The sequence below is a fragment of the Nocardia sp. NPDC004415 genome, from assembly GCF_053602435.1.
Genome location: NZ_JBSGDP010000032.1, coordinates 45967 through 70631, shown reverse-complemented (window position 1 = coordinate 70631; position 24665 = coordinate 45967). Strand labels below are relative to the sequence as shown.

The 24665-nt window shown below is 70.3% G+C and carries 20 protein-coding genes; 9 read left to right on the top strand and 11 right to left on the bottom strand.

Annotated elements, in window-relative coordinates:
• Positions 1-91: 91 nt before the first annotated feature.
• Positions 92-1006, bottom strand: coding sequence for a methylisocitrate lyase (gene prpB / locus ACWEMY_RS17170; RefSeq protein ID WP_375937048.1), 915 nt, complete (start codon positions 1004-1006; stop codon positions 92-94).
• Positions 1006-2508, bottom strand: coding sequence for a 2-methylcitrate dehydratase PrpD (gene prpD / locus ACWEMY_RS17165; protein WP_452390809.1), 1503 nt, complete (start codon positions 2506-2508; stop codon positions 1006-1008). Before prpD ends, prpB begins: the two co-directional genes overlap by 1 nt.
• Before the next feature lie 154 nt (positions 2509-2662).
• On the opposite strand from prpD, the gene ACWEMY_RS17160 reads away from it, so the two are divergent.
• A complete protein-coding gene (locus ACWEMY_RS17160) occupies positions 2663-4087 on the top strand; it encodes a short-chain fatty acyl-CoA regulator family protein (RefSeq protein ID WP_452390808.1) in 1425 nt (474 codons plus the stop codon).
• On the opposite strand, the gene ACWEMY_RS17155 is transcribed toward ACWEMY_RS17160, so the two are convergent.
• Together ACWEMY_RS17155 and ACWEMY_RS17150 are read right to left on the bottom strand one after the other, a co-directional pair.
• Positions 4084-5079, bottom strand: a complete 996-nt coding sequence (locus ACWEMY_RS17155) for a phosphotransferase family protein (RefSeq protein WP_452390807.1) — start codon at positions 5077-5079, stop codon at positions 4084-4086. The two genes, ACWEMY_RS17160 and ACWEMY_RS17155, sit on opposite strands and share 4 nt — an antisense overlap.
• A gap of 85 nt (positions 5080-5164) precedes the next feature.
• Positions 5165-5779, bottom strand: a complete 615-nt coding sequence (locus tag ACWEMY_RS17150) for a TetR/AcrR family transcriptional regulator (RefSeq protein ID WP_452390806.1) — start codon at positions 5777-5779, stop codon at positions 5165-5167.
• 234 nt (positions 5780-6013) lie between these two features.
• On the opposite strand from ACWEMY_RS17150, the gene ACWEMY_RS17145 reads away from it, so the two are divergent.
• From ACWEMY_RS17145 to ACWEMY_RS17115, 7 genes are all read left to right on the top strand, one after another.
• Positions 6014-6634 (top strand): hypothetical protein, encoded by a 621-nt coding sequence (locus ACWEMY_RS17145; RefSeq protein WP_452390805.1) that lies wholly within the window; start codon positions 6014-6016, stop codon positions 6632-6634.
• A complete protein-coding gene (locus ACWEMY_RS17140) occupies positions 6619-8496 on the top strand; it encodes an SPFH domain-containing protein (protein ID WP_452390804.1) in 1878 nt (625 codons plus the stop codon). The genes ACWEMY_RS17145 and ACWEMY_RS17140 overlap by 16 nt, the downstream gene beginning before the upstream one ends.
• Positions 8493-13505, top strand: a complete 5013-nt coding sequence (locus tag ACWEMY_RS17135; RefSeq protein ID WP_452390803.1) for a DNA repair ATPase — start codon at positions 8493-8495, stop codon at positions 13503-13505. The genes ACWEMY_RS17140 and ACWEMY_RS17135 overlap by 4 nt, the downstream gene beginning before the upstream one ends.
• A gap of 97 nt (positions 13506-13602) precedes the next feature.
• Positions 13603-15684: an acyltransferase family protein gene (locus tag ACWEMY_RS17130; protein ID WP_452390802.1), complete on the top strand. Its 2082-nt coding sequence runs from the start codon at positions 13603-13605 to the stop codon at positions 15682-15684.
• A 48-nt stretch (positions 15685-15732) separates the two neighbouring features.
• Positions 15733-16314, top strand: a complete 582-nt coding sequence (locus tag ACWEMY_RS17125; RefSeq protein WP_375937073.1) for a TerD family protein — start codon at positions 15733-15735, stop codon at positions 16312-16314.
• Positions 16315-16367: 53 nt separating this feature from the next.
• Positions 16368-17072, top strand: a complete 705-nt coding sequence (locus ACWEMY_RS17120; protein ID WP_452390801.1) for a response regulator transcription factor — start codon at positions 16368-16370, stop codon at positions 17070-17072.
• A 49-nt stretch (positions 17073-17121) separates the two neighbouring features.
• The gene (locus ACWEMY_RS17115; RefSeq protein ID WP_452390800.1) at positions 17122-18420 is read left to right on the top strand and encodes a sensor histidine kinase; all 1299 of its coding nucleotides are present in this window, start codon (positions 17122-17124) and stop codon (positions 18418-18420) included.
• Positions 18421-18474: 54 nt separating this feature from the next.
• Here the strand turns inward: ACWEMY_RS17115 and ACWEMY_RS17110 are convergent, their stop codons facing one another.
• Together ACWEMY_RS17110 and ACWEMY_RS17105 are read right to left on the bottom strand one after the other, a co-directional pair.
• Positions 18475-19143, bottom strand: a complete 669-nt coding sequence (locus tag ACWEMY_RS17110) for an MspA family porin (protein ID WP_452390799.1) — start codon at positions 19141-19143, stop codon at positions 18475-18477.
• A gap of 35 nt (positions 19144-19178) precedes the next feature.
• Positions 19179-19841: an MspA family porin gene (locus ACWEMY_RS17105; protein WP_452390798.1), complete on the bottom strand. Its 663-nt coding sequence runs from the start codon at positions 19839-19841 to the stop codon at positions 19179-19181.
• A 249-nt stretch (positions 19842-20090) separates the two neighbouring features.
• Here ACWEMY_RS17105 and ACWEMY_RS17100 point away from each other — a divergent pair, with 249 nt between their 5' ends.
• On the top strand, positions 20091-20429 hold the full coding sequence (locus ACWEMY_RS17100; RefSeq protein WP_452390797.1) for a hypothetical protein: 339 nt from the start codon (positions 20091-20093) through the stop codon (positions 20427-20429).
• A gap of 7 nt (positions 20430-20436) precedes the next feature.
• Here ACWEMY_RS17100 and ACWEMY_RS17095 read toward each other — a convergent pair whose 3' ends face one another.
• The 5 genes from ACWEMY_RS17095 to ACWEMY_RS17075 are packed head-to-tail and all read right to left on the bottom strand — an operon-like array spanning position 20437 to position 24591.
• A complete protein-coding gene (locus ACWEMY_RS17095) occupies positions 20437-21021 on the bottom strand; it encodes a TetR/AcrR family transcriptional regulator (RefSeq protein ID WP_375937090.1) in 585 nt (194 codons plus the stop codon).
• A 54-nt stretch (positions 21022-21075) separates the two neighbouring features.
• On the bottom strand, positions 21076-21456 hold the full coding sequence (locus tag ACWEMY_RS17090; protein WP_452390796.1) for a carboxymuconolactone decarboxylase family protein: 381 nt from the start codon (positions 21454-21456) through the stop codon (positions 21076-21078).
• Entirely contained in the window at positions 21453-22340 is an 888-nt protein-coding gene (locus ACWEMY_RS17085; protein ID WP_452390795.1) for an NAD(P)-dependent oxidoreductase, read from the bottom strand. The genes ACWEMY_RS17090 and ACWEMY_RS17085 overlap by 4 nt, the downstream gene beginning before the upstream one ends.
• The gene (locus ACWEMY_RS17080; RefSeq protein WP_452390794.1) at positions 22337-23086 is read right to left on the bottom strand and encodes an SDR family oxidoreductase; all 750 of its coding nucleotides are present in this window, start codon (positions 23084-23086) and stop codon (positions 22337-22339) included. Before ACWEMY_RS17080 ends, ACWEMY_RS17085 begins: the two co-directional genes overlap by 4 nt.
• A gap of 35 nt (positions 23087-23121) precedes the next feature.
• Positions 23122-24591: an aldehyde dehydrogenase gene (locus tag ACWEMY_RS17075; RefSeq protein WP_452390793.1), complete on the bottom strand. Its 1470-nt coding sequence runs from the start codon at positions 24589-24591 to the stop codon at positions 23122-23124.
• Between the last annotated feature and the right edge of the window lie 74 nt (positions 24592-24665).

Genomic DNA, 24665 nt, shown 5'->3' with positions numbered 1-24665 from the left:
TCTCTTACCAGGGGCTTCGCCAGTTCGCATCCGGAGCGGCAGATTAATCATGCTGCGGTGCAACATGGTTCAGCGGCAGGATGAAAAAGGCTCACTGGTCCTTTCGCAACGCGAAATTGAAGATGTCGGAATCGAATTCGTTGTAGCGCTCGTACCGCAGCAGTTCGTAGAGCCGGGAACGGTGCTGCATCCGGTCGAGCAGACCGGCCTGGGTGCCCTGCTCAAAGATTTCGCGCAGGCCCGCCTCGGCGGCGAACATGGCCAGCCGCAAGGTGGACACCGGATAGATGACGGCGTTGTAGCCGATCTTCTCCAGCGTGGCCGCCGGGACCAGCTCGGATTTGCCGAACTCGGTCATATTGGCCAGCAGCGGGGTGTCCACCGCGGCCCGGAACTTCTCGAAATCGGCCGGGGTGTGCAGGGCCTCGGTGAAGATCAGGTCCGCACCCGCCTCGGCATACGCCTTCGCCCGCTCGATCGCCGCGTCGATGCCCTCGATCCCGGCGGCGTCGGTGCGCGCGCAGATCACGAAGTTCGGGTCGCGCCGCGCCGCCACCGCCGCGCGCAGCCTGCGCACCATCTCCGCCACCGGCACGACAGCTTTGCCGTCGAGGTGACCGCAGCGCTTCGGGTTCACCTGATCCTCGAAGTGCGCGCCGGCGATGCCCGCGTCCTCGAGGAAGGTGACCGTGCGCGCCGCGCTCATCGGCTCACCGAAACCGGTGTCGGCGTCGATGAGCACCGGCAGGTCGGTGACCCGCGCGATCTGCCTGCCGCGCTCGGTGACCTCGCTCAGCGTGGTGAGCCCGATATCGGGCAGCGCCAGGTCGGCCGAGACCACCGCGCCGGAGACGTAGACGCCCTCGAAGCCGATCTCCTGGATCAGCTTGGCCACCAGTGGATTGAACGCGCCCGGCAGACGCTGGATGCGGTCCGAGGCGAGTCCGGCCCGCAACGCGATCCGCTTGTCGGTGGCCGAGGTCGGCGCGGCGAGCAGGCCGGTCATCAGAACAGGCCCTTCGGCAGCTTCGGCGCGCGGGCCAGCACCTCGTCGGAGACGGTGAAGTTCAGCTGCCCCAGCTCCTCGGCCGTGAGTTCGGGGGTGCGCTGGGCGACATCGAGGAAACGGTCCTGCTCGGCCGGGTCGATGACGCCCTCTGCCAGGGTGCGGAACTTGGCGATGTACTGCTCGCGGGCGAACGGGCGCGCCCCCACCGGATGCGCGTCGGCCACGGCCAGCTCGTCGACGATCACCTCACCGCTCTTGAGCGTGACCTCGGCGCGGGCACCGAAGGCCTTCTCGTTCGGGTCGGTCGAGTGGTAGCGACGGGTCCACTCCGGGTCCTCGGCAGTGGAGATCTTGTTCCACAGCTCGATGGTGTCGGGGCGCTGGGCCCGCTCGGGGGCGTAGGAACGCTCGTGGTGCCAGACGCCGTCCTGCAGGGCGACGGCGAAGATGTACATGATCGAGTGATCGAGGGTCTCGCGCGAGGCCTTCGGATCGAACTTCTGCGGGTCGTTGGAGCCGGTGCCGATCACGTAGTGCGTGTGGTGGCTGGTGTGCAGCACGACGGTCGCGATCTGGTCCAGGTCGCCGACGCGCTCGCGCAGGCGGAAGGCCAGGTCGATCGGGGCCTGGCTCTGGTACTCGGCCGAGTGCTCCTTGGTGTAGGTGTCGAGGATGCCGCGCTTGGCCTCGCCCGGTCCGGGCAGCGGCACCGAGTACTCCGCCTTCGGACCGCCCAGCAGCCAGGCGATCACACCGTCCTCGCCCTCCCAGATCGGCGACGGCGCGCCCTCGCCACGCAGCGCGCGATCGACCGACTCCACCGCCATCTTCCCGGCGAAGGCGGGCGCGTAGGCCTTCCAGCTCGAGATCTCGCCCTTGCGGGACTGGCGGGTGGCGGTGGTGGTGTGCAGGGCCTGACCGATGGCCTGGTAGATGGTCTCGGTGTCCAGGCCCAGCAGGGTGCCGATACCGGCGGCGGCCGAGGGGCCGAGGTGGGCGACGTGGTCGATCTTGTGCTCGTGCAGGCAGATGGCGCGGACCAGGTCGACCTGGATCTCGTAGCCGGTGGCCAGACCCCGGATCAGCTCGCGACCACTGCGGCCCGCGTGCTGGGCCACGGCCAGGATCGACGGGATGTTGTCACCGGGGTGCGAGTACTCCGCGGCCAGGAAGGTGTCGTGGAAATCGAGTTCACGCACTGCCACACCATTGGCCCACGCGGCCCACTCCGGGGAGAACCGGCCGGGCACGCCGAACACGGCGGCACCGGGACCGTACGGGTGGGCCAGCGCCTGGGCGCGGGCGTTGGCGACCGGGCGCCGGGTGATCGAGGCCGCCGCCACCGAGGCGTTGTCGATGATCCGGTTGACGATCATCTCCTCGGTGTCGCCGGGCACCTCGACCGCGTCGGCGGCAACCTCGGCGATCCGCCACGCGAGGTGGTCCTCACGGGGGAAGTCCTCGGCGGAGCGGTGGGTGCGGACGAGATGGTTCTTCACGGTGGCGGCCTCCAGAAGCGGGAAATTCACTGATCTGTTTCGCACGTTACACACGCGGTGAATACGGCGAAATACACCGCAAATGCCAAATCTTGTGGAGGCTGACCAGCAAATTTGTGGAAGTTGTGAAAGTCGCGGCTGCTACATTGGCGGCATGCAGAAGATGTACGCGGGCGCACGGCTGCGGACGCTGCGGGAACAACGAGGGCTGTCCCAATCGGGGATGGCCAAGGTGCTCGGGCTATCGGTGAGTTACGTCAACCAGCTCGAGAACGATCAGCGCCCGCTCACCGTGCAGGTGCTGCTGCGGCTCAATGCCACCTTCGACCTGGACATGGGCTTCTTCGCCGCCGACACCGACGCCCGCCTGCTGGCCGACCTGCAGGACGTCTTCGCCGAGGACCCCGACGCGGTCACCCTCTCCACCGCCGAACTCGACGACCTGATGACCCGCACCCCTGCCGCCGCCCGGCTGCTGGTGAGCCTGCACCGGCGGCTGCGCGGGGCCACCCAGCAGATGGAGCAGTTCTCCGCCGATATCGAGGGCGTCACCGTCACCCCCGGCACCGCCACCCCCTACGAGGACGTGCGCGACTTCTTCTACGACCGCCGCAACCACATCCCCGAACTCGACCACGCCGCCGAGCACCTGTTCACCGACAACCGGCTCAGCATCGGCGGCCTGGACCTGCAACTGACCCGCCTGCTGCACCAGCGCCACGGCATCGGCGTCACCATCCGCACCGACGACCCCACCGACCCCGGCCCCAAACGCGTCTACGATCCCGACACCCGGCGCATCGTGCTGGCCCGCAGGCTCTCTCCGGGACAGCGGGCCTTCCAGCTCGCCACCCAACTGGCCTTCCTCACCCACGCCGACACCATCGAATCCCTGGTCGCGGCGGTGACGATGCCCGCGGGCTCCCGCGATCTGCTGCGCATCGGCCTGGCCAACTACTTCGCGGGCGCGCTCATCCTGCCCTACACGCGTTTCCGCAATGCCGCCGAGGAACTGCACTACGACATCGACCTGCTGTCGTCGATGTTCGAGGTCGGCTTCGAGACGGTGTGTCACCGGCTGTCCACCCTGCAACGGCCGAATCAGCGCGGGGTGCCGTTCTTCTTCGTCCGCACCGATCGGGCGGGCAATATCTCGAAACGCCAGTCCGCCACCGCGTTCCACTTCTCCCGGGTGGGTGGCAGCTGCCCGCTGTGGGTGGTGCACGAGGCGTTCACCACGCCCGGCCGTATCCGCACCCAGATCGCCGAGATGCCCGACGGGCGCAAATACCTGTGGCTGGCGCGCACCACCGACGAGAGCACACCCGGATACCTCTCCCCCAAAAGGGATTTCGCGATCGGACTCGGCTGCGACCTCGCCTATGCCGAGAAGCTGGTGTACTCACACGGGCTGCCGATCCACGACGAGACCACCGCCGTCCCGATCGGCGCGGGGTGCAAGATCTGCGAGCGTCCGGCCTGCGCGCAGCGCGCGTTCCCGCAATTGGGCCGGGCGATCCGGGTCGACCAGAACCGCGCGGCCAATATCCCCTACACCCCCGCCGACCGCGAGCGTTAACGGCCGAGCACCGCGGTCACCGGGCCGTCGGTCATGAGCAGGGCCCTGGCGGCGGCGATGACGCGCGCGCGATCGTCATCGCCGACATACCCGGTCCACGCCGCGCGGCTGGGGCCCCAGAACCGGTACAGCATCTGCACCGCCAGGTGCCGGGTCACCTCCGTCTCCACCGAATCACGTTTCACCACAGTGAAATCCGCGAAGTACCGGTCGAGGAATTCCCCGATCACCGCCGCCGTGTCCGTATCGAAGACCTCCCGGCTGATGAACACTTCGCTCAGGATGTAGGCGAGATCGTAGGCGGGAGTGCCCAGGTGCGACTGCTCGAAATCGATCACCCCGAGCGCGGAGCCGGAGACGATGATGTTGCGCGAGTTGAGATCTCCGTGCGTGACACAGTCGGTGCGCCGCTGGTAGTCACGACGGCAGCGCAGCACCCGATCGGTTTCCGCGGCGGTGAGATGCGCGTTGATGTCGTCGTATTGCAAGCCGAGCTTGAAATCGCGGAACGCGGTGTTGGCGAACACCGAATCCGCGGCGAAGCGCCGATGGGTGCGCTGATGCAGCCCGGCCAGCACGGCCGGAAGCCGATTCAGGAATCCGGCGGGCAGCTCACCCCGCGCGAGATGATCGTTGAGCGTCCCTTCCCCGGCCGCCGCCGTCATCAGGAAGGCGCACCGCCCCCGATCGAACGCCACGATCTCCGGCACCACCCCGGACCCGTCCGCCGCCAGCCGCTGCACCCGCTCGGCCAGCTCCGCCCGCTCGATCGCCGGAATCTCCGGCGGGGAGTACAGCGGATTGTCGACACCGTCGAGATACTGCTTGAAGAAATAGGTCCCGACCTGCGTGTCGACCCGCAACAGATAGTTGAACAGCCCACCACTCTGCACGCCGATCGCGAGAACCCCATCGGGACCCAACCCCAGACCCGCCCGAACCAGCGCCAAACAGTCGTCACGGCGTTCGGGAGCGGGGATGTTGTCGGCCACGCGCCACCCTAACCGCACCCCGGCGGACACCACCGAACCATCCCCGGACTGCGGACCGGTCGGGGCGAGACTGTCGAGGCCGCGTTCAGGCCGGGGCTCGGTGTGCGTCCAGGTAGTGGCCGACCATCGTGCTGAGTACCTCGAGTCGCGCCGCGTCGAGTTCCGGTTGGGGGAACGCGCCGGTGCTGAGGGCGTCGCCGTCGAAGCAGAAGACGACGATCGAGCCGAGGGCGATCACCTGTTCGGGTGACAAGCCCTGCGCAGCGGGCATTTTCACACCGCCGGTGACCAGGGCCGCGGCGTATTCCAGGCGGACCACCTCGAGTCGTTGCCGGAGGGCGGGGTCGGTGCGGGCGGCCATGGTCAGTTCGAGCCAGACGGTGTTGATCGGGTCGCGGGCGGTGTCACGCCAGAGGGCCAGCACCGAGGTGACATCCGTGCGGTCGGGAAGCTGGTTCATCTGGGTGACGAAGGATTCGCGCTGGCGTCTGCCCACTTCGTCGGCGGCGGCGGCGATCAGGTCGAACAGGGTCGCGAAGCGGCCGAAGAGCCCGCCGTGCGAGACGCCGGCGCGGCGGCAGACCTCTTTGACGGTGACGTGCGCGTAGCCCCGCTCGACGATCGTCTCGATGGTCGCGTCGATGAGCGCCCGACTCGTCTCGGCACGCCGCTGCGCCTGTGTCCGCCGGGGCCCGGGCACGCGCCCTCCTTCGCGTCAAAATTATCGACTACCTGGTCGAAAACGACGATACCAGCGGAAATCGCCGGGTCTCGGCACCGGTGCCGCGGGCCGGAAATGCCACGGCGATCAGGCAATTCGGTTGCGCGAACTGGCTCTTTACGATATCTTTACTTTTAGGTGCGCCGGGAAGTCTGGTCGGCAATCTCCGGATACCACTCGGTTCCCGGGGGTCGTTCGGCGAGGGGAAAACCGATGGCATCGTGGGGGTTGTTCGAGTTCGTGCGCGTGGCACTGTCGTTTCCGGTGGTGCTGTTCACCTTCGCGTTGCTCGTCGTCATCGGGTTCTGGCTGCTGGTGCTCGTCGGGGGTACCGAGACCGAGTCCGTCGAGACCGATTCCGCGACACAGGGTCTCGACGCGCTGGGGCTCGGCGGGGTGCCGGTGACCGTCGCCGTGACGGGGCTGGTCGGGCTGTCCTGGTTCACCACACTGGCCGGCACCGTGGCGGTCGCCGGGCTGTCCGGGCTCGCGGGGATGCTCGCGCGCTGCGGGGTCCTGATCGTCGCGGTGCCGGTCGCCGTCGCGGGCACGCGGCTGGTGGTGCTCCCGCTGCGCCGGGTCTTCGGTGCCGTGCCCGCCGCCTCGCACCGGGATTTCGTCGGCCGGATGTGCCGGGTGCGCACCGGCCGCGTCGACGAGGAGTTCGGGCAGGCCGAGCTCACCGCCGCCGACGGATCGTCGGCGGTCATCCAGGTCCGGCAGAGCGCCCTGCACGCCGCGACCGCTCCCCTGGCACAGGGGGATTCCGCCGTTGTCTACGACTACGACCCGGCCGCCGGAACGTTCTGGGTGGCCGCATGGGAGGGGAACTGATGTCCACCATCGCCATCGGATTCGGGGTGCTGATCGCCCTGGTCCTGCTCGCCGGTCTCGCCGTGTTGTTCCTGGTGAGCCGGTTGTTCAAGAAGGTCAGCCAGGGCCGGGCGCTGATCATCTCCAAGATGCGCAAGGTCGATGTGACCTTCACCGGCGCGGTCGTGCTGCCGGTGCTGCACAAGGCCGAGTACATGGACATCTCGGTCAAGACGATCGAGGTGGCCCGGCTCGGACGCGACGGGCTGATCTGCCGCGACAATATCCGCGCCGACATCCGGATCACCTTCTTCGTGCGGGTCAACAAGACCGTCGAGGACGTGATCAAGGTGGCCCAGGCCATCGGCACCCAGCGCGCCAGCGACCAGGCCACGCTGCAGGAACTGTTCAGCGCCAAGTTCTCCGAGGCGCTCAAGACCGTGGGCAAGCACCTCGACTTCGTCGATCTCTACACCCACCGCAACGAATTCCGTGACCGGATCATGGCGGTGATCGGCACCGACCTCAACGGCTACAGCCTCGAGGACGCCGCCATCGACTACCTCGAGCAGACCCCGCTCATCCAGCTCGACAGCCAGAACATCCTCGACGCGCAGGGCATCCGCAAGATCACCGAGCTCACCGCCATCGAGCACGTGCGCACCAACGAGTTCCGCCGCCACGAGGAGAAGGAGATCACCCGCCAGAACGTGGAGGCGCGCGAGGCGGTGCTCGAGCTGGAACGTCAGCAGGCCGACGCGGAGAACCGCCAGCGCCGCGAGGTGGAGACGCTGCGGGCCCGCGAGGACGCCGAGATCCAGCGGGTGCAGGCCGAGGAAAGGCTCAAGGCGCAGACCGCGTTCCTGCGCACCGAGGAAGCGCTGGCCGTGCAGTCGCAGAACAAGGATCGCGAGATCGCCGTCGCGGAGAAGAACCGCGAGCGGGTGATCGCCATCGAGTCCGAGCGGATCGAGAAGGACCGGCTGCTCGAGGTGGCCGACCGCGACCGGGCGGTGTCGCTGGCCCACATCGCCAACGAGCGCGAGGTGCAGACCGAGCGGCGCACCGTGGCCGAGGTGGTGCGTGAGCGGGTCGCGGTGGACAAGACCGTGGCCGAGCAGGAGGAGCAGATCAACCGGCTGCGCGCGACCGAGGCCGCCGAGCGCGAGCGCCAGGCCATCATCATCCGCGCCGAGGCCGAGGCACAGGAACACCTGGTCAAGGACATCAAGGCCGCCGAGGCCGCCGAGGCGGCGGCGAAGTTCCTGGCCAAGGAGTCGATCACGCTGGCCGAGGCCGAGGTGGCGGCCGCGGACCTGAAGGCCAAGGCCAAGATCCGGCTCGCCGAGGCCACCCAGGCCGAAGCCGCCGCGCCCGGGCTGGGGGCCGCGCAGGTGCGTGAGCGCGAGGCCGACGCCATCGAGAAGGTGGGGCGGGCCGAGGCCGCGGTGCTGCGCGAGCGCAATCTCGCCGAGGCCGAGGGCCTGCGCGACAAGCTCAAGGGCGAGGCCGAGGGTCTGCACGAGAAGGCCGCCGCCATGGCGGTGCTCGACGACGCCACCCGCCAGCACGAGGAATTCCGGCTGCGGCTGGAGCTGCAGAAGGAGGTCGAACTGGCGACCGTGCGGGCGCAGGTCGACGTCGCCCAGGCCCAGGCCGAGGTGCTGGCCACCGGGCTGGGCAATGCCAAGATCGACATCGTCGGCGGGGAATCGATGTTCCTGGACCGGCTGGTCGGCTCGATCGGGCTCGGTAAGGGTCTGGACCGGATCCTGCACTCCGACACCGGTGCCGCCGCCACCGCCGTGGTCGGGTCGCTGCTCACGCGCAACGGTTCCACGCCGGACACCGGCACCGCGCCCGACATCCTGCTGGACAAGTGAGCGCGCCGCGGCAGCGGCACCGGGACGCCACGGCCGGGGCGGACATCACCGCCCCGGCCGCGGGTGCCGCCCTCGACGGCGGCACCTACGAGGTGCTGCACGCCCGCCTGCGCGAGCAGGCGAGCGAATTGTCCACACGCTGTGCCGAACTCAACGAACGCCGCGTCGCCGACTTCGGCGGCGTGGAGCTGACGCTGCTCGGCACCGAACAGATCCACACCGAACAGCCCTGCGTACCCCGAGACGTGCTGGCCCTGGCCGACGGCCGGATGCTGTTCGGCTACAACGTCTCTCCCGGATCGAAGCCGACGACGGACATGCCCGATGTGTTCGCGGTGCACCGATTCCACCGGGACGAGAAGGGGTTCGCCCCCGCCGATCCGGCGGGGCTGCTGGATGATCCGCGCTTCGGCCGCGACTTCGCCGAGCTGTACCGGTACTACGCGCAGACCCGGCTGTCGCGGCTGCGCCGGGTCGGCGGGCGCCTGCTCGCGGTGTTCCAGACCGGGCAGCGCGCCGACGACATCAAAGTGCTGCGCTGGGGCGTGGATTCGACCGGGGCGCCCGGCTACCTCGACAGCCGCGGCGAACGCGATCACGTGTTCCCCGACCCGCACGAGTTCGCCTGGACCGAGGCCACCCGCGACGATCAGGTGCCGGGGCGTCATCCGCACGTGTCCATCCTGGGCAAGGTGTTCGTCGACACCCTCGGCGGCACGCTGACGGTGAAGGTGGACAACGACACCGAGACCACCACCGGCGTCCACACCGAGCCGGTGGACGAGCCGCTGCAGAGCCTGGCCGACGCCGAGGTGCACTACGCCGAGGTGGGCGCGCTGATCCTGCTGCGGGTCCGGCCCTACAAGGAGACGGTGCGTCGGCACCTGGTCTTCGACACCCGGACCCGCGCCGTCACCCGGCTCGACGGGATCGGCCTGTCGTGCCGGCTGTTGCCCGAGGACCAGGGCATCGTCTTCCCCGGCGGGTACTACCTGGCGACCGGGGTGCACAAGACCTTCGACACCGAGGTCGACGACCTGGTCTACGAGACCACGGTGCGCGCGCCCAACGGCGAGGACGTGCTCTACGTGTTCCGCGCCGGGGCACGCGGTCGCACACTGCTGCTGCCCTACAACATGATTCGCAAACAGGTCGCCACCCCGATCAGCTGCCACGGGTATTCGCTGTTCGAGGACGGCACGATGGTGGTCCTGCGCGCGGTGTCGGCCGAACCTGCCCGGGTGCACACCCTGCAGGTGTGGCAGACGCCGTTCGTCTCCGACACCCATGCCGCGCGGCAGCCCACCGGCGACGGCCCACTGGCCCGCATCGGCAATGCCGAGCTGGTGCGCGGGCTGGCGGACTGCCTGTCGGTGAGCCGCATGGTCGAGGACCTGACGCCGAGCACCGAGGTGTTCGAGGCGATCGTCGCCGCCTGCGGACGCACCACCGATCATCACCACTGGCTCGCCGAGGCCGAGTTCGGCGATCTGGCGGCGCCACTGGGCGCGCTGCGCGATACCGCCGCGCAGGTGGTGGACGAGTTCGCGAAAGTCACCGCCCGCACCGAGCAGGCCGAAACCGCCGTGACCGAGGCGGCCGAGCAGATCGCGACACTGCTGCGCACCGGCGGCGGCCATCCGACCGCCCAGGGCTGGGTCGAGGAGCTCGCCGCCCTGCACCGGGCCGCGGGCCGGGTCGAGACACTGCGTGCGCTGCGCTACGTCGACACCGACCGGCTCGACGAGCTGGCCGCGTCGGTGGCGGCGGCGCTGGCGGACACCGGCCGCGGGTGCGTCGAATTCCTCAGCGGCCCCGATGCTTTCGCCGACTACCTGGTTGCGATCGAGGACACCCGCACGCAGGCGGCGGCGGTGTCCACGGTGGCCGCAGCCCAGCCGCTGCGGGAGTGGCTGGCCGAGCGGACGGCGGAGCTGGAGACGGTGGTCGAGGTGGTCACCGGGCTCGAGGTGGGCGATGCCACCCTGCGCACCGGCATCCTCGACCGGGTCTCGACGGTGCTGGCCGCGGTCAACCGGGCCGGGGCCACCCTGCAAGCGCGGCGCGGCGAGCTGGCGGCCGCCGAGGGCCGCGCCGAATTCGCCGCCGAGTACGCGCTGCTGGGCCAGGCCGTCACCAGCGCGCTCGCCCGCGCCGACACCCCGCAGACCTGCGACGACCTGGTCGCCACGCTGCTGGGGACGGTGGAGGATCTGGAGACTCGCTTCGGCGGGATCGACGATTTCGCCGAGCGGATCGCGGCCACCCGCGACGACCTCTACGAGGCTTTCGCCACCCGCCGCCAGAGCCTGCTCGACGAACGCACCCAGCGGGCGCGGCGCCTCGTGGACGCGGCGCAGCGGATGCTGTCGAGCATCGAACGGCGCAGTGCCGCACTGGCTTCGGCCGAGGAGGTGAACGCCTACTTCGCCGCCGACGCGATGGTGCTGCGGCTGCGCGCCACGATCACCGAGCTGCGGGCCGCGGGCGAGGTGGTGGCCGCCGAGGAGCTCGACGGCCGCATCACGGTGGCCCGCCAGGAGGCGGCCCGGATCCTGCGCGACCGCGACGACCTCTACGCCGACGGGGGCGAGACGATCCGGCTGGGCAGGCACCGGTTCGCGGTGACCTCCGCGCGGTGGGACCTCGCGCTGGTGCCGCACGAGGGCGGGCTGGTCTTCAGCATCAACGGCACCGACTATCTGGCGCCGGTGGCCGACGACGAGTTCGGTGCCGAGGCGGCGGCGCTGTGGTCGCAGCTGCTGGTCTCGGAGACGCCGCGCGTGTACCGGGGCGAACATCTGGCCGCCTCGATCCTGGCCGATGCGCAGGCGGCGGACGAGCTCGAGGATCTGCACGAGGCCGCGGCGGCGGGCAAGCTCGACGGCATCGTGCGGGAGGTGGCGCGACAGCGCTACGACGAGGGATACCAGCTCGGCGTGCACGACCACGACGCCACCGTGATCCTCGCGGCACTGCTCGACTTGCACACGGGCGCGGGCCTGTTGCGCTATCGCCCGGCCGACCGGGCCGCCGCCCAGCTGTGGTGGTGCTTCGGCCCCGAACCGACCGAGGGGCACCGCGCGCAGCTCACCACGCGCATCGTGTCGACCGCCAGGGCCGCGGCGATCTTCGCGGAGCCGACCGCCCGGGTGCGGGTGATCGGCGAACTCATCGGGGCCATCGCGGAATTCGGCGCATCACTGGGCCTCGACGAGATCGACGCGATATCGGCGGGCACGTATCTGTTCCACGAGATCGCCGGGGAGCCACAGGGTTTCGTCACCGCGGCGGTCGCCGGGGAGCTGCTCGCCGGGTTCCGGCGCAGGCTCGACGCGGCGCATCCCACTGCCTTCGCCGACTTCCGAGCCGCGGTGGGCGGTCTCGACGCCGAGCCGGCCGAGCGGTATCACCTGGTCGCCACCTGGCTGGGCGCCTACGCCGAGAGCACCGGCGATCCCGCGCAGCGCGAGCATCTCCCGGAGGCTGTCGCGATCGCGCTGTGCGGTCAGGCCGTGCCCCGATTGGACTGTGCCGCACCGCTGGACACCGTGGTGGACGGGCTGCTCGGCGAGCATCCGCGCCTCCGCGACGGCAGCCTGGCGGTGCGCCTGGCCGAGCTGACCGCCCGTGCCCACCGGTTCCGCACCGAGGAGATGCCGGTGTTCCGCGCGCATCTGCGCCGCCGCGGCGAACTGCTGGCCGCCGAGCGCGCGCGTTTGCGGCTCGACGACTACAAGCCCGCCGTGCTGAGCGGTTTCGTGCGCAACCGGCTGCTCGACGAGGTCTACCTGCCGCTGATCGGTGACAATCTGGCCCGCCAGCTCGGCACCGCGGACTCCGCCGCCGCGGCCGTGCGCTCCGGGCTGCTGCTGCTGATCTCCCCGCCGGGCTACGGCAAGACCACGCTGATGGAGTACGTGGCGGCCCGGCTCGGGCTGATCTTCGTCAAGGTCGACGGGCCCGCTCTCGGCCATCGGGTGCACTCGCTGGACCCGATGGCGGCGCCCGACGCGACCGCGCGCCGCGAGGTGGAGAAGATCAACTTCGCGCTCGAGCTGGGCAACAATGTGCTGCTCTATCTCGACGACATCCAGCACACCTCCCCGGAACTGCTGCAGAAGTTCCTGTCGCTGTGCGACGGGCAGCGCCGCATCGACGGGGTGTGGGAGGGCCGGACCCGCACCTACGATCTGCGCGGCAAACGGTTCGCGGTGTGCATGGCGGGCAACCCGTACACCGAGCAGGGCAGACGGTTCCGGATTCCGGACATGCTCGCCAATCGCGCCGATGTGTGGAACCTCGGCGATGTGCTCTCCGGGCGCGACGATCTGTTCGCGCTGAGCTATGTGGAGAACGCGCTGGCCACCAATCCCGTTCTCGCGCCGCTGGCCTCACGCGAGCGCGCCGATCTGGACCTGCTGCTGCGGCGGGCCGCCGGTGACGACACCACGCGCACCGACCAGCTCGCCCACCCGTACACCCCCGCCGAGCTGACCGACATCCTCGCGGTGCTGGCGAAGGTGGTGCGGGTGCGCGAGGTGGTGCTGGCGGTGAATCGCGCCTACGTGGCCTCGGCCGCCACCAGCGACGCCGCGCGCACCGCACCGCCGTTCCGGTTGCAGGGGTCCTATCGGGACATGAACGGGCTCACCAGCCGCCTGGTACCGGTGATGAACGAGCGGGAACTCGAGGCGCTCATCGACGACCACTACCGCGGCGAGGCGCAGACCCTCGGCGCCGACGCGGAGGCGAATCTGCTCGCGCTCGCGGAACTGCGCGGCAGGCTCACCCGGGCCCAGGCCGAGCGCTGGGCCGCGGTGCGGGCCGCCTACCTGCGGGATCGGGCCCTGGGTGGCAGCGCGGACGATCCGCTCGTGCGCGCGGTCGGTGGGCTGGGTCTGCTCGCCGACCGGCTCGGCGCCGTGGAGGGCGCCATCCGCGCGCTCGACCCCGGCCCGCCGTCCGGAAACCCTGTGGCCCAGCGCCCTCCGCCGCCGACGATGTGACACCGGGTTCGGCGCGTGGTAGGAGATTCGACATGCTTTTGTCGCTCGCCGTTCTCCGGAATGCCGGTTCACTTGCCGTCGGCGGGGGCACAGCATCGTGTTCGCGCCGGTGACGGTCACCGGCTCCCGCCCGGCTACCGCGGCGCGGGCGACGGCACCCTCCTACCGCGCCGATCTCGACGGTCTGCGCGGGCTGGCCATCACCCTGGTGGTGGTCTTCCACGTGTGGATGGGCCGGGTCTCCGGCGGGGTCGACGTGTTCCTGGTGCTGTCGGGCTTCTTCTTCACCGGCCTGCTGCTGCGCCGGGCCGAGCGCGGCGAACCAGCGTGGGAGTGGTCGGTGCTGCGGCGCACGGCACGGCGGCTGGTACCCGCCATGACGGTGGTGCTGGCCGCGGTCGTGGCGGCCACGACGCTGCTGCTGCCCTACACCCAGTGGTCGGCGATCGCGGCGCAGACGGTGGCTTCGCTGTTCTACCACCAGAATTGGGAGCTGGCGCTGAGCTGGGCGGACTATCTGGCCGCCGATCCGTCGGTGAGCCCGCTGCAGCATCTGTGGTCGATGTCGGTGCAGGGGCAGTTCTATCTGGCGGCGCTGGTCGTCGTCGCGGGGGTGGCGCGACTGTGCGCGGGCCTGTCCCGGCCCGGGGCGATCCGGCCGGTGGCCGGGCTGATCGTGGTGGCCGCGGCGGCGTGGTCGTTTGAGTACGCGCTCGCCGGTGCGGCGACCCATCAGGGCTGGAACTACTACGACACCGCCGCGCGCGGCTGGGAACTCGCCGTCGGTGCGGCGCTGGCCGTGCTCGCACCGTGGGTGTCGCTGCCACGGTGGCTGCGCGGGATCGTCGCGATGCTCGGGGTGGCCGGGGTGGTGCTGTGCGGCTGGCTGATCACCGACGGCGCCAACCGTTTTCCCGGGCCGTGGGCGCTGCTGCCGGTCGGCGCCGCCGCCGCGGTGATCCTGTCGGTCAACGGGGTCCCGGCCACCGAGTGGACCGGCCCGAACCGGCTGCTGGCCCATCCGGTCATGCGGTGGCTCGGCGATATCGCCTACCCGCTGTACCTGTGGCACTGGCCGATCCTGATCTTCTTCCTGGCCGACCGCGGCGAGGCCGAGATCGACCTGCTCGGCGGCGCCGGAGTGATCGCGGTGTCGCTGGGCCTGGCCTGGCTGACCCACCGCTGGATCGAGGAACCACTGCGCAGGCCGGGCGCGGGCAGAGCACTGCCCCGGCAGCTGGCGGGCGCGATCGTGGCGGTGCTGCTGGTCTCGATGCTGTCGGTGACCTCGGTCTGGCAGTACGGCGTGGTCCGGTCCGAACCGGCCGTCGCCGCCGCCGAACTCGCGATCGAGGCGTATCCGGGCGCCGAGGCGCTGGCGGCCGGGGCCCCGGTCCCCGCCGAGCCGATGCGCCCGAGCGTGCTGGACGCGCCCAACGATCTGCCGCCACCCACGGTCGACGGCTGCATCGCCGACTGGGACACCCGCGAGGTGATCACCTGCGTCTACGGTGACCCCGACGCCGAGCGCACCCTCGCGCTGGTGGGCAGTTCGCACGCCGAGCACTGGCTGCCCGCGCTGCAGGTGCTCGCGGCCGAGCACTCCTTCCGCATCCAGGTGTATCTGAAGATGGGCTGCCCGCTCACCGTCGCCGAGGACGCCAGCGCCGTCGGCGAGCCGATCCCGGACTGCCGCGACTGGTCGCGCGAGGTCATCGACCGGCTCGGCACCGACCGGCCGGACTGGGTGTTCACCATCGGCACCCGGCCCCGCGACGAGGGCGGTGACGAGACCCCCGCCGAATACCTCGACGTCTGGTCGGCGCTGTCCGCCGAGGGCCTCAACGTGATCACCGTGCGCGACACCCCGTGGCTGCGGCGCGGCACCGTGCGCTATCGCGCCGCCGATTGCCTGGCCGCCGGTGGGGACCGGGCCAGCTGCGGCATGCGCCGCGTCGACGCGCTCAGCCCGATCAGCCCGCAACTGGAACCGGCCTCGCGCTTTCCCAGCGTCTTCCCGATCGACCTCAGCGACGCGGTGTGCCGCCCGGCGCTGTGCGCGGTCGCCGAGGGCAACACCCTGATCTACCACGACGAACACCACCTCACCGCCTCCTATTCACGCTCGCTCGCAGGCGCGTTGGGGCGCGCGCTGCGGCCGATCCTGGGCTGGTGGTGAATTCTGTTGCCCCGCACCGCCGCCGCCGGGAGTCGGTAGCCTCGAAGCGTGATCACTCTCAAGAAAGAAGACGGCGCAGCCGATCTCGCAGGCATCACCAAGATGAGCGTGGGGGTGAGCTGGGACCCGTCGGCCGGTTCCAGCGGCGGCCTGCTCGGCATCGCCCGGCGCAAGCGCGGGGTGGACCTGGACCTGATCGCGGTGCTGCTGCAGGGCGGTGAGCCGGTGCGCTTCGCCGGACTCGACTCGCTCGACCCCATCGGCAACGGCGCGGTCCTGCACTCCGGTGACGAGCAGACCGGTGCCGCCGCGGGCGACGACGAGACCGTGCACGTCACCTTCGCCCAGGTGCCCGCCGCCATCGACTCCATCGTCTTCATCGCCGCGGCGTTCAAGAAGGGCGCCTCCTTCGAGAAGGCCAACAACGTCTCGTTCAAGATCTACGACGCCACCGGCGCCGACAGCCAGCCGGTCGCCGACATCTGGCCCTCGCTGCTCGGCTCGGAGAACGCCAACGCCATCGCGCGTGCCTTCCGCAACGGCCCGGTCTGGCAGCTCGAGGTCCTCGACCGCAAGGGCAAGATCAAGCAGGGCGACCGGCAGGCGCTGCTGCGCTTCGCCCTCGCCTAGGCGGGGCCCGCCCCCGGCCCGCTACCGTAGGGAGGCGGGACCGGAGGCAATGAATGAGCGCACAGTTGATGATCGTGGAGGACGACACCCGGGTTCGGACGTCGCTGCGGCTGGCGATGGAAGACGAAGGGTATGTCGTCGCCGAGGCGGAGATCGCCGAGGCCGCGCTGGAGAAGGTCCGGGCGCACGGGGCGCCCGATGTGATGATCGTGGACCTGATGCTCGGCGGCGGGATGGACGGCTACACCTGCATCCGGGAGGTCCGCCGCGATCACGACGTGCCGATCATCGTGGTCAGCGCCCGCGACGACACCCATGACGTCGTCGCGGCGCTGGAGGCGGGCGCCGACGACTTCGTCACCAAGCCGTTCGAGGTCAAGGAGCTCACCGCGCGGATCAGGGCGCTGCGCAGGCGCACCCGCAACACCGTCGAGCGCGAGAGCACCGAGCTGGTCCTGGACGCGCAGCGCGGGCTGGTGCTGAGCCAGGAACGCGGCTCGGTGCAGCTCGACGGCCGCGACGTGCATCTCACGCTCACCGAGTTCCGGCTGCTGTGCGAGCTGGCCGCCAACGACAGCCTGGTGCTGAGCAGGCAGGTGCTGCTCGACAAGATCTGGGACCGTGGGTTCTTCGGCGACGAACGCATCGTCGACGTGCACGTGCGCCGCCTGCGCACCAAGATCGAACGCGATCCCGCCGACCCGCGCCTGATCGTCACCGTACGCGGGCTCGGCTACCGCCTCGATGTCCGGCCCTGACCCGCGCGGCCGATTACCCTCGCGATTCCGTGGTCTGCGGGGTCGTGTCATGGCGGCGTTCGTGGTCGGCGCGGGCCTGCTGGCGGTGGTGCTGGCCGGGTCGGTGTACGGGATCAGCACCAGCTATATGGAATCGCAACGTGTCCGGTCCGTCGAGCGGGCGGCCGGCGTGCACGCGGAGTTGCTGCGGCTGCGGCTGGACAAGCTGAATGTCACCGGGGAACAGGCCTTGCAAACCCTGCATCTACCCACCGGCACCATGGCCCTGCTGCACTGGGACGACGAGTGGACCATCGTGGGCAGCGATGTCGCTCCCCCGCCGCTGGCCGAGGTGATCGGCAGGCATCCCGTGGAGGCGACCGAGGTGCGGATCGGCGGACAGCCCTATCTGCGGGCGGGCGCGCGCGTGGACACCCGCGCCGTGCTCTACGAATACGCGCCGCTACAGGAACTGGTCGCGACCATGCGGATGCTGCGCACCATCGTGCTGGCTTGCGCGGTCGTCGCGGTGGCCGTCGCGGCGGCGCTGGGGGCCTGGGCCGCCCAGCACGTGCTGCGCCCCCTGCGGCAGGTCGCGGGCACCGCCTCGCGGATCGCCTCGGGTGAACACGATCTGCGGCTGCCCCGCACCGCCGACGACGACCTGTCCACCACCGTCGACTCGTTCAACGCCATGGTCGACTCGCTCCAGCGCCGTATCGAACACGAACGGCGGCTGGTCTCGGACCTCAGCCACGAACTGCGCACCCCGCTGACGACACTCACCACCACCGCGACCGTGCTGGCCGGGCATCGCGAGGAACTGTCCGAACGTCCCCGTGCCGCACTGGGTCTGCTGGTGGAGGAGACCACCTACCTGCGCCGGCTCCTCGACGACATGCTCGCGCTGGCCCGCGCCGAGGCGGGCATCCACCGCTCCGATCCCGCCCCGCTCTCCCCCGCCGAACTGCTCACCCACCTGCTCGCCGGTCGCGGCACCGCCCCCGACCTGCTCAGCGTGCGCACCGAGGACCGCATCCGCGGACGGCGGATGGAACTCGAACGCGCCCTGGTGAATCTGCTCGACAACGCAGAGCGCCACGGCGGCGGCCTGGTGGGCGTCACCGTCGACCGCGACGGCCCCGATGTGCGGATGATCATCGACGACGCGGGCCCCGGCGTCCCGGTCGCCGACCGCGAGCGGATCTTCCACCGGTTCGTCACCGCCTCGCGCACCACCGCGGGCACCGGCATCGGCCTGGCCCTGGTGGCCGAGACCGTCGCCGGGCATCGGGGTGGTCTACGGGTCACCGAGCGGCCCGGTGGCGGTGCGCGTTTCGAACTCCGGATTCCGGCACTGGTGTCCTGACGGCGAAGGGCCCGGCGCACGCGGCGCCGGGCCCTTCTGTCCCCTCGTGGAACGTCAGCCGATGCTGAACGGCTGGCCCCAGAGCGTGACCACCGAATTCACGTTGGCGGTCTCGACCTTCACCTTCACGAACGCGCGCGCCTGGGCGTAGCCGGCGCAGCCGCTCAGGCCGATGGTGGAGTCGGCCCAGGTCACCGAGCCGGAGGAGCCCTTGAACTTGTTGTTGGTGCCGTGGTCCTCGTTGCCGTAGTCGTCGGCCTTCTCGATGTCGAGAACGTAGAACGACTGCGCCTGGCCGGGGCCCAGGCTCAGCTCGGCGCCACTGCTGGCACCGACGCTGACATCCTCGCCGTCCCAGCTGGATTCGCCCTCGACGCCACCCTCGACGCCGCCGCCGTCGATGTTCACCTGGCAGCCGACCACATAGCCGGGGTAGATCTTGCCGCCCTCGGCGTTCTCGCCGGCGACCTCGACCTGCGCGCTGCCGGAGACCCACACATTGCGGTGCACCGGGGTGGAGCCCATCGACGGGTTGATGTTGGCCGACTCGCCCACCAGGCGCACGGTCACGACGGTGCCGTCGGACAGCGTCTTGACGATCTCGCCGCCGGGCAGCGGGACGAAGGTGTCGGCGTTGGCGGCGCCGGTGGACAGCAGCCCGAACGTCACGGCGGCCGCGCCGACCACACCGGCCAGCCGGGCCGTGTTCTTACGGTCGATCATGTATGTCATTCCTCGAAATCGATGGGTCGGTGGGCTCAGCCGATGCTGAACGGGGCACCGTAGAGCGTGGTCTTGGAGTAGTGGTCGCCGATGATCTCCACGACGGAGTACGAGCGGGCCTGCGCGTACCCGCCGCAGCCCTGGACCTCGATCTCGACGTCCTGGTACTCGACCGAGTAGACGCCCGCCTTCAGGATGTCCTTCTTCTCGATCTGCACGAACTTGACCTCGCCCGGCCCGATGTCGAGACCGACCGAGCCGCCGAGGCTGCCGCCGGACAGGTCGATGCCGCCGGAGATGCCCGCGGAGATGGCGTCGTCACCGATGGCCACCTGGCAGCCGATGATGTAGCCGGTGTTGAGCTGGGAGGCACCGTGGGTGGAGGAGTTGTTGGAGCCCTCCTTGCCCGCGGGACCGTTGTAGGGGCCGACCTCGCCCTCGGGGGTGGCGGTGACATCGGCGGTGACGGTGCCCGACACCCAGGCCACCCGGCCCGCGCCGTTGGCCGCCAGCGACGGCGAGATCACGGCGCGCTCGCCGGTGCGGGTGATGCTGACGCCGGGTCCGTCGCGCTGGCCGTCGGGCAGCGGGACGTGGGCGTCGGCGCCCGCGGTACCGGCGGCGAAACCACCGAATGCGATGGCGGCGGCCGCGGTGGCGCCCAGCGCACGCGCACCGTTGGAGCGGTTGATTCTCATACTTCCCCTCATCAGGTTCGAGCAAGATCGCCTCGAAGGCTCGCAGCGAAGCATTGCCCTGCCCGATGGCGCGCCGAGAACGGCGCGACGGCCCGCCGATGAAGGTCCAGGAACGGGAACCTTGCCGGTTCTTTGCGATGGTGTGACGGTGAAGGGGCGTGGCGTGGCCCTTCGCAGCCTGTGCGAACTTCGGTCAAGGGGACGCGATTTCGATGTTCCCTGGATAGTTGCTGCGCTACCGTTTCCGGCATGGACGACATCGAGTTGGATTTGCCGAGCGTCGCTTCTTCGCACACCGCGGGACGGATCCTGGAGATCGGCGCGGTCGGTCTGCGCAATCCCCTGCCCGTCGACGGTGAACGGACCCAGGCGTACGTGTCCACCGTCGACGGCACCACCCTGCGACTACCCGATTCGCTGCAGAACTGGGCGATGCAGACCCTGGCCGCGAACTACGACCTGCGCGCGACCGGCCTGCCGTCACTGTTCCCCTGCCGCTTCGAATTCGGCATCCGCAACGGCACCGCCTACGCCGTCCCCGTCGGCGCGCGCTCCCCCCGCCCCGGCACCGCGGAGACTCCGGCCTGAGAACCGTTCAGGCGGGCCGCAGGATGCGCAGCGCCGCCCGTTCGATCCGGTCGGCGATCTCCGAGTACGACTCATAACCCATCCCCGCCCGCACCAGCGCGCCGGCGTAGATGATCTCCAGCAGTTCGACGATCTCGTCGTCGGCCGCCGGACCGAGCGCGCGGACCAGCCGCGCGCGGATCTCGATACCGATGCGGGTGCGCAGGTGCTGGACATCCGGGTCGTGGCCGAGCAGCGCGCTGGTGACCGCGCCGGAGAGTTCCTGTTCGTCGGCCACCAGCAGTGCGATGTTGCGAAGCTCGGCGAGCACGCGCACGGTGGCGTCGGGGTCCTCGCTGACCGGCGAGGGCGAGGCCACCAGCCGCCGCCAGAAGATCTCGGCGACCAGGTGTTCCTTGGAGGAGAAGTAGGTGTAGGCGGTGGCCGTGGCCACGCCAGCCTCCGCCGCGACCAGCCGGATCGTCATGCCGGCGAAGCCATCGCGTGCCAGCACCTGCAGCGCGGCCCGGGTCAGCCGGTCGACGGTGTCGGCCTGTTTACCGCTGAGCCGCCGCCGGGTCGCTTCGACATTGATGGAATCGCTTTCGGACATGCGTCCGGATGGTACTCTGCCCGACCCCTGTCGCGGTGACCCACACCCGCGCGGCTACTTCTTCTTGCGTTCCTGCGCGACCACCTTGCCGACCGCGCCGTCGAATTTCGTCCCCGCGGGCCAGCCGACGTAATGACACAGGAACAGCGCGACCTCCCGCAACTGCTCCTCGGAGAGTTCCCCGTTGCGCAGGGCCGCGCCGATCTGGATCTCGGCGACATCGAGGTGCCCCTGCGCGGTCAGCGCGCCGAGCAGCAGCAGCCGCCGTTCGCGCACGGTCAGCGCTGGACGCGACCAGATCTCGCCGAAGAGGTGATCGGCGGTGACGGCGAAGTAGTCGCCGGGGCCGTCGCTGAACTCCCAGCCGTAGACCTCGCTCATCTTGTCCAGCCCGCGCTGCCGGGCCGCGTCGGGCGTGGAACCATCGGTGCTCATCGTGTCTCCTTGTCGAGGGCGGGTTCGGCCACGCCGAGTCCGGCGGCCAGGTCGGCGCGGGCCCGCCGGGCCAGCGGCAGGTCGACGCCGAGCCGGTCGCCGAGGTCGAGGGCGAGCGAGAGGTCCTTCTCGCCGAGGTCACGGACGTGGCCGAGGATGGGGAACCAGAAGTCGTCCGGGTCGACCGGTGCGGTGGTGTCGCGCAGCATGATCGCGCCCGGTCCGCCGGTGACCGCGTCGGAGTGGCGCACCACCTTGCCCAGCGCCGTCAGACTGAGCCCCGCCGCCTCGGCCAGCCGCTGCGCCTCGGTGGCGGCGGTGAACGAGATGAAGTGCAAGAGATTGCGCGCCAGCTTCATCCGCGTGCCGGCTCCCACGTCACCGGCGTGCACGACGAGATCGGCGAAGCACCCGAACGGCCCACGGACCCGCGCGACCGCCTCCGCGCTGCCGCCGACCATGACCGCCAGCCTGCCGCTGGTCGCCCCGGGCCCGCCCCCGCTGACCGGTGCGTCGACGAACTCCACTCCCCGCTGCGCGCACAGGGCCGCGAGTTCCTGGGCGGTCCGGTCGCTGATGGTCGAGTGCACCGCGATCACCGTGCCCGGCACCGCGCTTCGCAGAATCCCCGCCGGTCCGGTGACGACCTCGCGCACCTGGGCGTCGTCGATCACCGTCACGCAGATCACCCGCGCGTGCACCGCCAGCTCGGCCGGGTCGGCGGCCACCCGCGCGCCCGCCGCGGCGAACGGTTCGGTGGCCTCGGCCCGCACATCGCAGACGGTGAGCCCGTCCGGCCACTCCAGCAGCCGCTGCGCGATCGGCGCCCCCATATTGCCCAGGCCGATGAATCCGGCCGGGGCGCTGCCGGTCTCGTCGCTCATCGGATGATCTGCCCGCCGTCGACATTGAGGATCTGCCCGGTGACCCAGCTCGCCTCGTCGGAGAGCAGATACAGGCAGGCCCCGACGAGGTCCTGCGGCGTGCCCATCCGCTTGATCGGAATGCGGGAGACCATGTCCTTCACCAGGTTTCCCGGCGTGACGGTCTGGGTGGCCTCGGTATCGATCGGCCCTGGCGCGATGGCGTTGATCCGGATGCGGGACCCACCCAGCTCGGTGGCCAGCTGCTGGGTCAGCCCGTTGACCCCGATCTTGGCCAGCCCGTAGAAGCCCGAGTACAGCCACGCCGCCGTGGACGACTGGTTCACGATCGACCCGCCGCCCGCCGCGATCATCGGCTGCCACACCGCCCGCGTCACATTGAGCGCGCCGTCGAAGTTCACGCTCATGAACTTCTTGTAGTAGTCCCAGGGGACGGTGAGCAGCAGGTCCAGCTTCATCTCGCCGTAGATGGCGGCATTGTTGACCAAGTGGTGGATGGCGCCGAACTCGGCGACGGTGAACTCCGCCAGCGCGGCCGCCGAGTCCGGATCGGCCACATCGACGCGCCGGAAGACCGCGCTGCCGCCGTCGGCCACGATCTGCTTCGCGACGTCCTGCCCGCGTTCGGTATTCAGATCGGCGACAACGACATTCGCGCCTTCGGCGGCCAGCGCTTCGGCGTAGACCGCGCCGATGCCCTGTGCCGCGCCGGTGACGATCGCGGTGCGCCCGGTGAAACGTGCCATGGTGTTCAGCTCCTGCGTGATGGGGTGACGGTGGGTCAGGCGGGGGTGGCGATCACCTTGGTCTCGAGGTACTCCTCGAAACCGGCGACGCCCATCTCCCGGCCGATGCCGGATTGCTTGTAGCCGCCGAAGGGCGCGTCGGCGTGGTACCAGAGCCCGCCGTTGACGCTCATCGTCCCGGTGCGCACGCCCTCGACCACGGCCTTCACTCGGTCCGGGTCGGTGCCCCACACCGAACCCGAGAGTCCGTAGGGCGAGTCGTTGGCCTGCCGGATGGCGTCGGCGTCCCCGTCGTGGGCGATCACCACCAGCACCGGCCCGAAGATCTCCTCGCGCGCGACGGTCGCGGAATTGTCCAGGCCGCTGATCACCGTCGGCTCGACGAAGTACCCGCGATCCTGGCCCGCGGGCCTGCCGCCGCCGGTCTCCACGCGCCCGCCCTCGGCCTTCGCGAGCTCCACATACCGTTCCACCCGCGCGCGCTGCTGCGCGGAAACGACCGGCCCGCAGACGGTTCCGGGTTTGCGTGGGTCGTCCGCGGCCAGCCCGGCCATCGCGCTCGCCGCCGCGGCGACGGCGAGGTCGTAGGACTCGCGCGGCACCAGCAGCCGGGTGGTCAGCGCGCAGCCCTGCCCGGCGTGCACCGCCACGGTGAACGCGGTGTAGCTCGCGGCGGCGGCGATATCGGCATCGTCGAGCACGATCGCCGCGGACTTGCCGCCCAGTTCCAGGAAGGTACGTTTCAGCGTGGCCGCCGCGCCTTCCATCACCGACCGGCCGGTGCGGGTGGAGCCGGTGAAGGTGATCATGTCGACGCGCGGATCGGTGACCAGCTGCGCGCCGAGCGCGTGATCCGACGAGGTGACGATATTGAGCACCCCGGGCGGGAAATCGGTGTGCTCGGCGATGAGCGGGCCGAGCACCGCCGCGCACCACGGCGTATCCGGCGCGGGCTTGAGCACCACGGTGTTCCCCGCGGCCAGCGCGGGCCCGATCTTGGCCAGATTGATCTGGTGCGGGAAGTTCCACGGCGTGATCGCGCCGACCACACCGACCGCCTCGCGCCGGATCACCCGCCTGCTCGCCACTCCCATCAGGTCCCTGGTGCCGAGATCGGTTTCCCACTCGTAGCTTTCGGCCAGGTCGGCCGCGAAGGACAGATCCGCGATCGGCCCCTCGAGCTGCGGTCCGCTGGTGAGCATGACCGGGGCGCCGACCTCGGCGACGGTGAGCTCGCGCAGCGGTTCCAGGTGCGCGGTCATCACCTCGCGCAACTGGCGCAGGCAGCGGGCCCGCAGGGCCGGGTCGCGCGACCACTCCGTCTCGTCGAAGGCGGTGCGGGCCGCGGCGATGGCGGCGTCCATGTCGGCGGGTGAGGCGTCGGCGGCGTAGCCGAGCACCTCCTCGGTGGCGGGGTCGACGGTCGGGAAGACGCCGGACCCACCCGGGATCAGCGTGCCGCCGATCAGCAGGGGCGTGCCGCCGGCGGGGACGAGGCCGTTCATAGCAAGACTCCGATACGGTGTCTGGACAGGTGTACGGAATATAGACCATGGTGGCCGCCTTTGTCTGTACATAT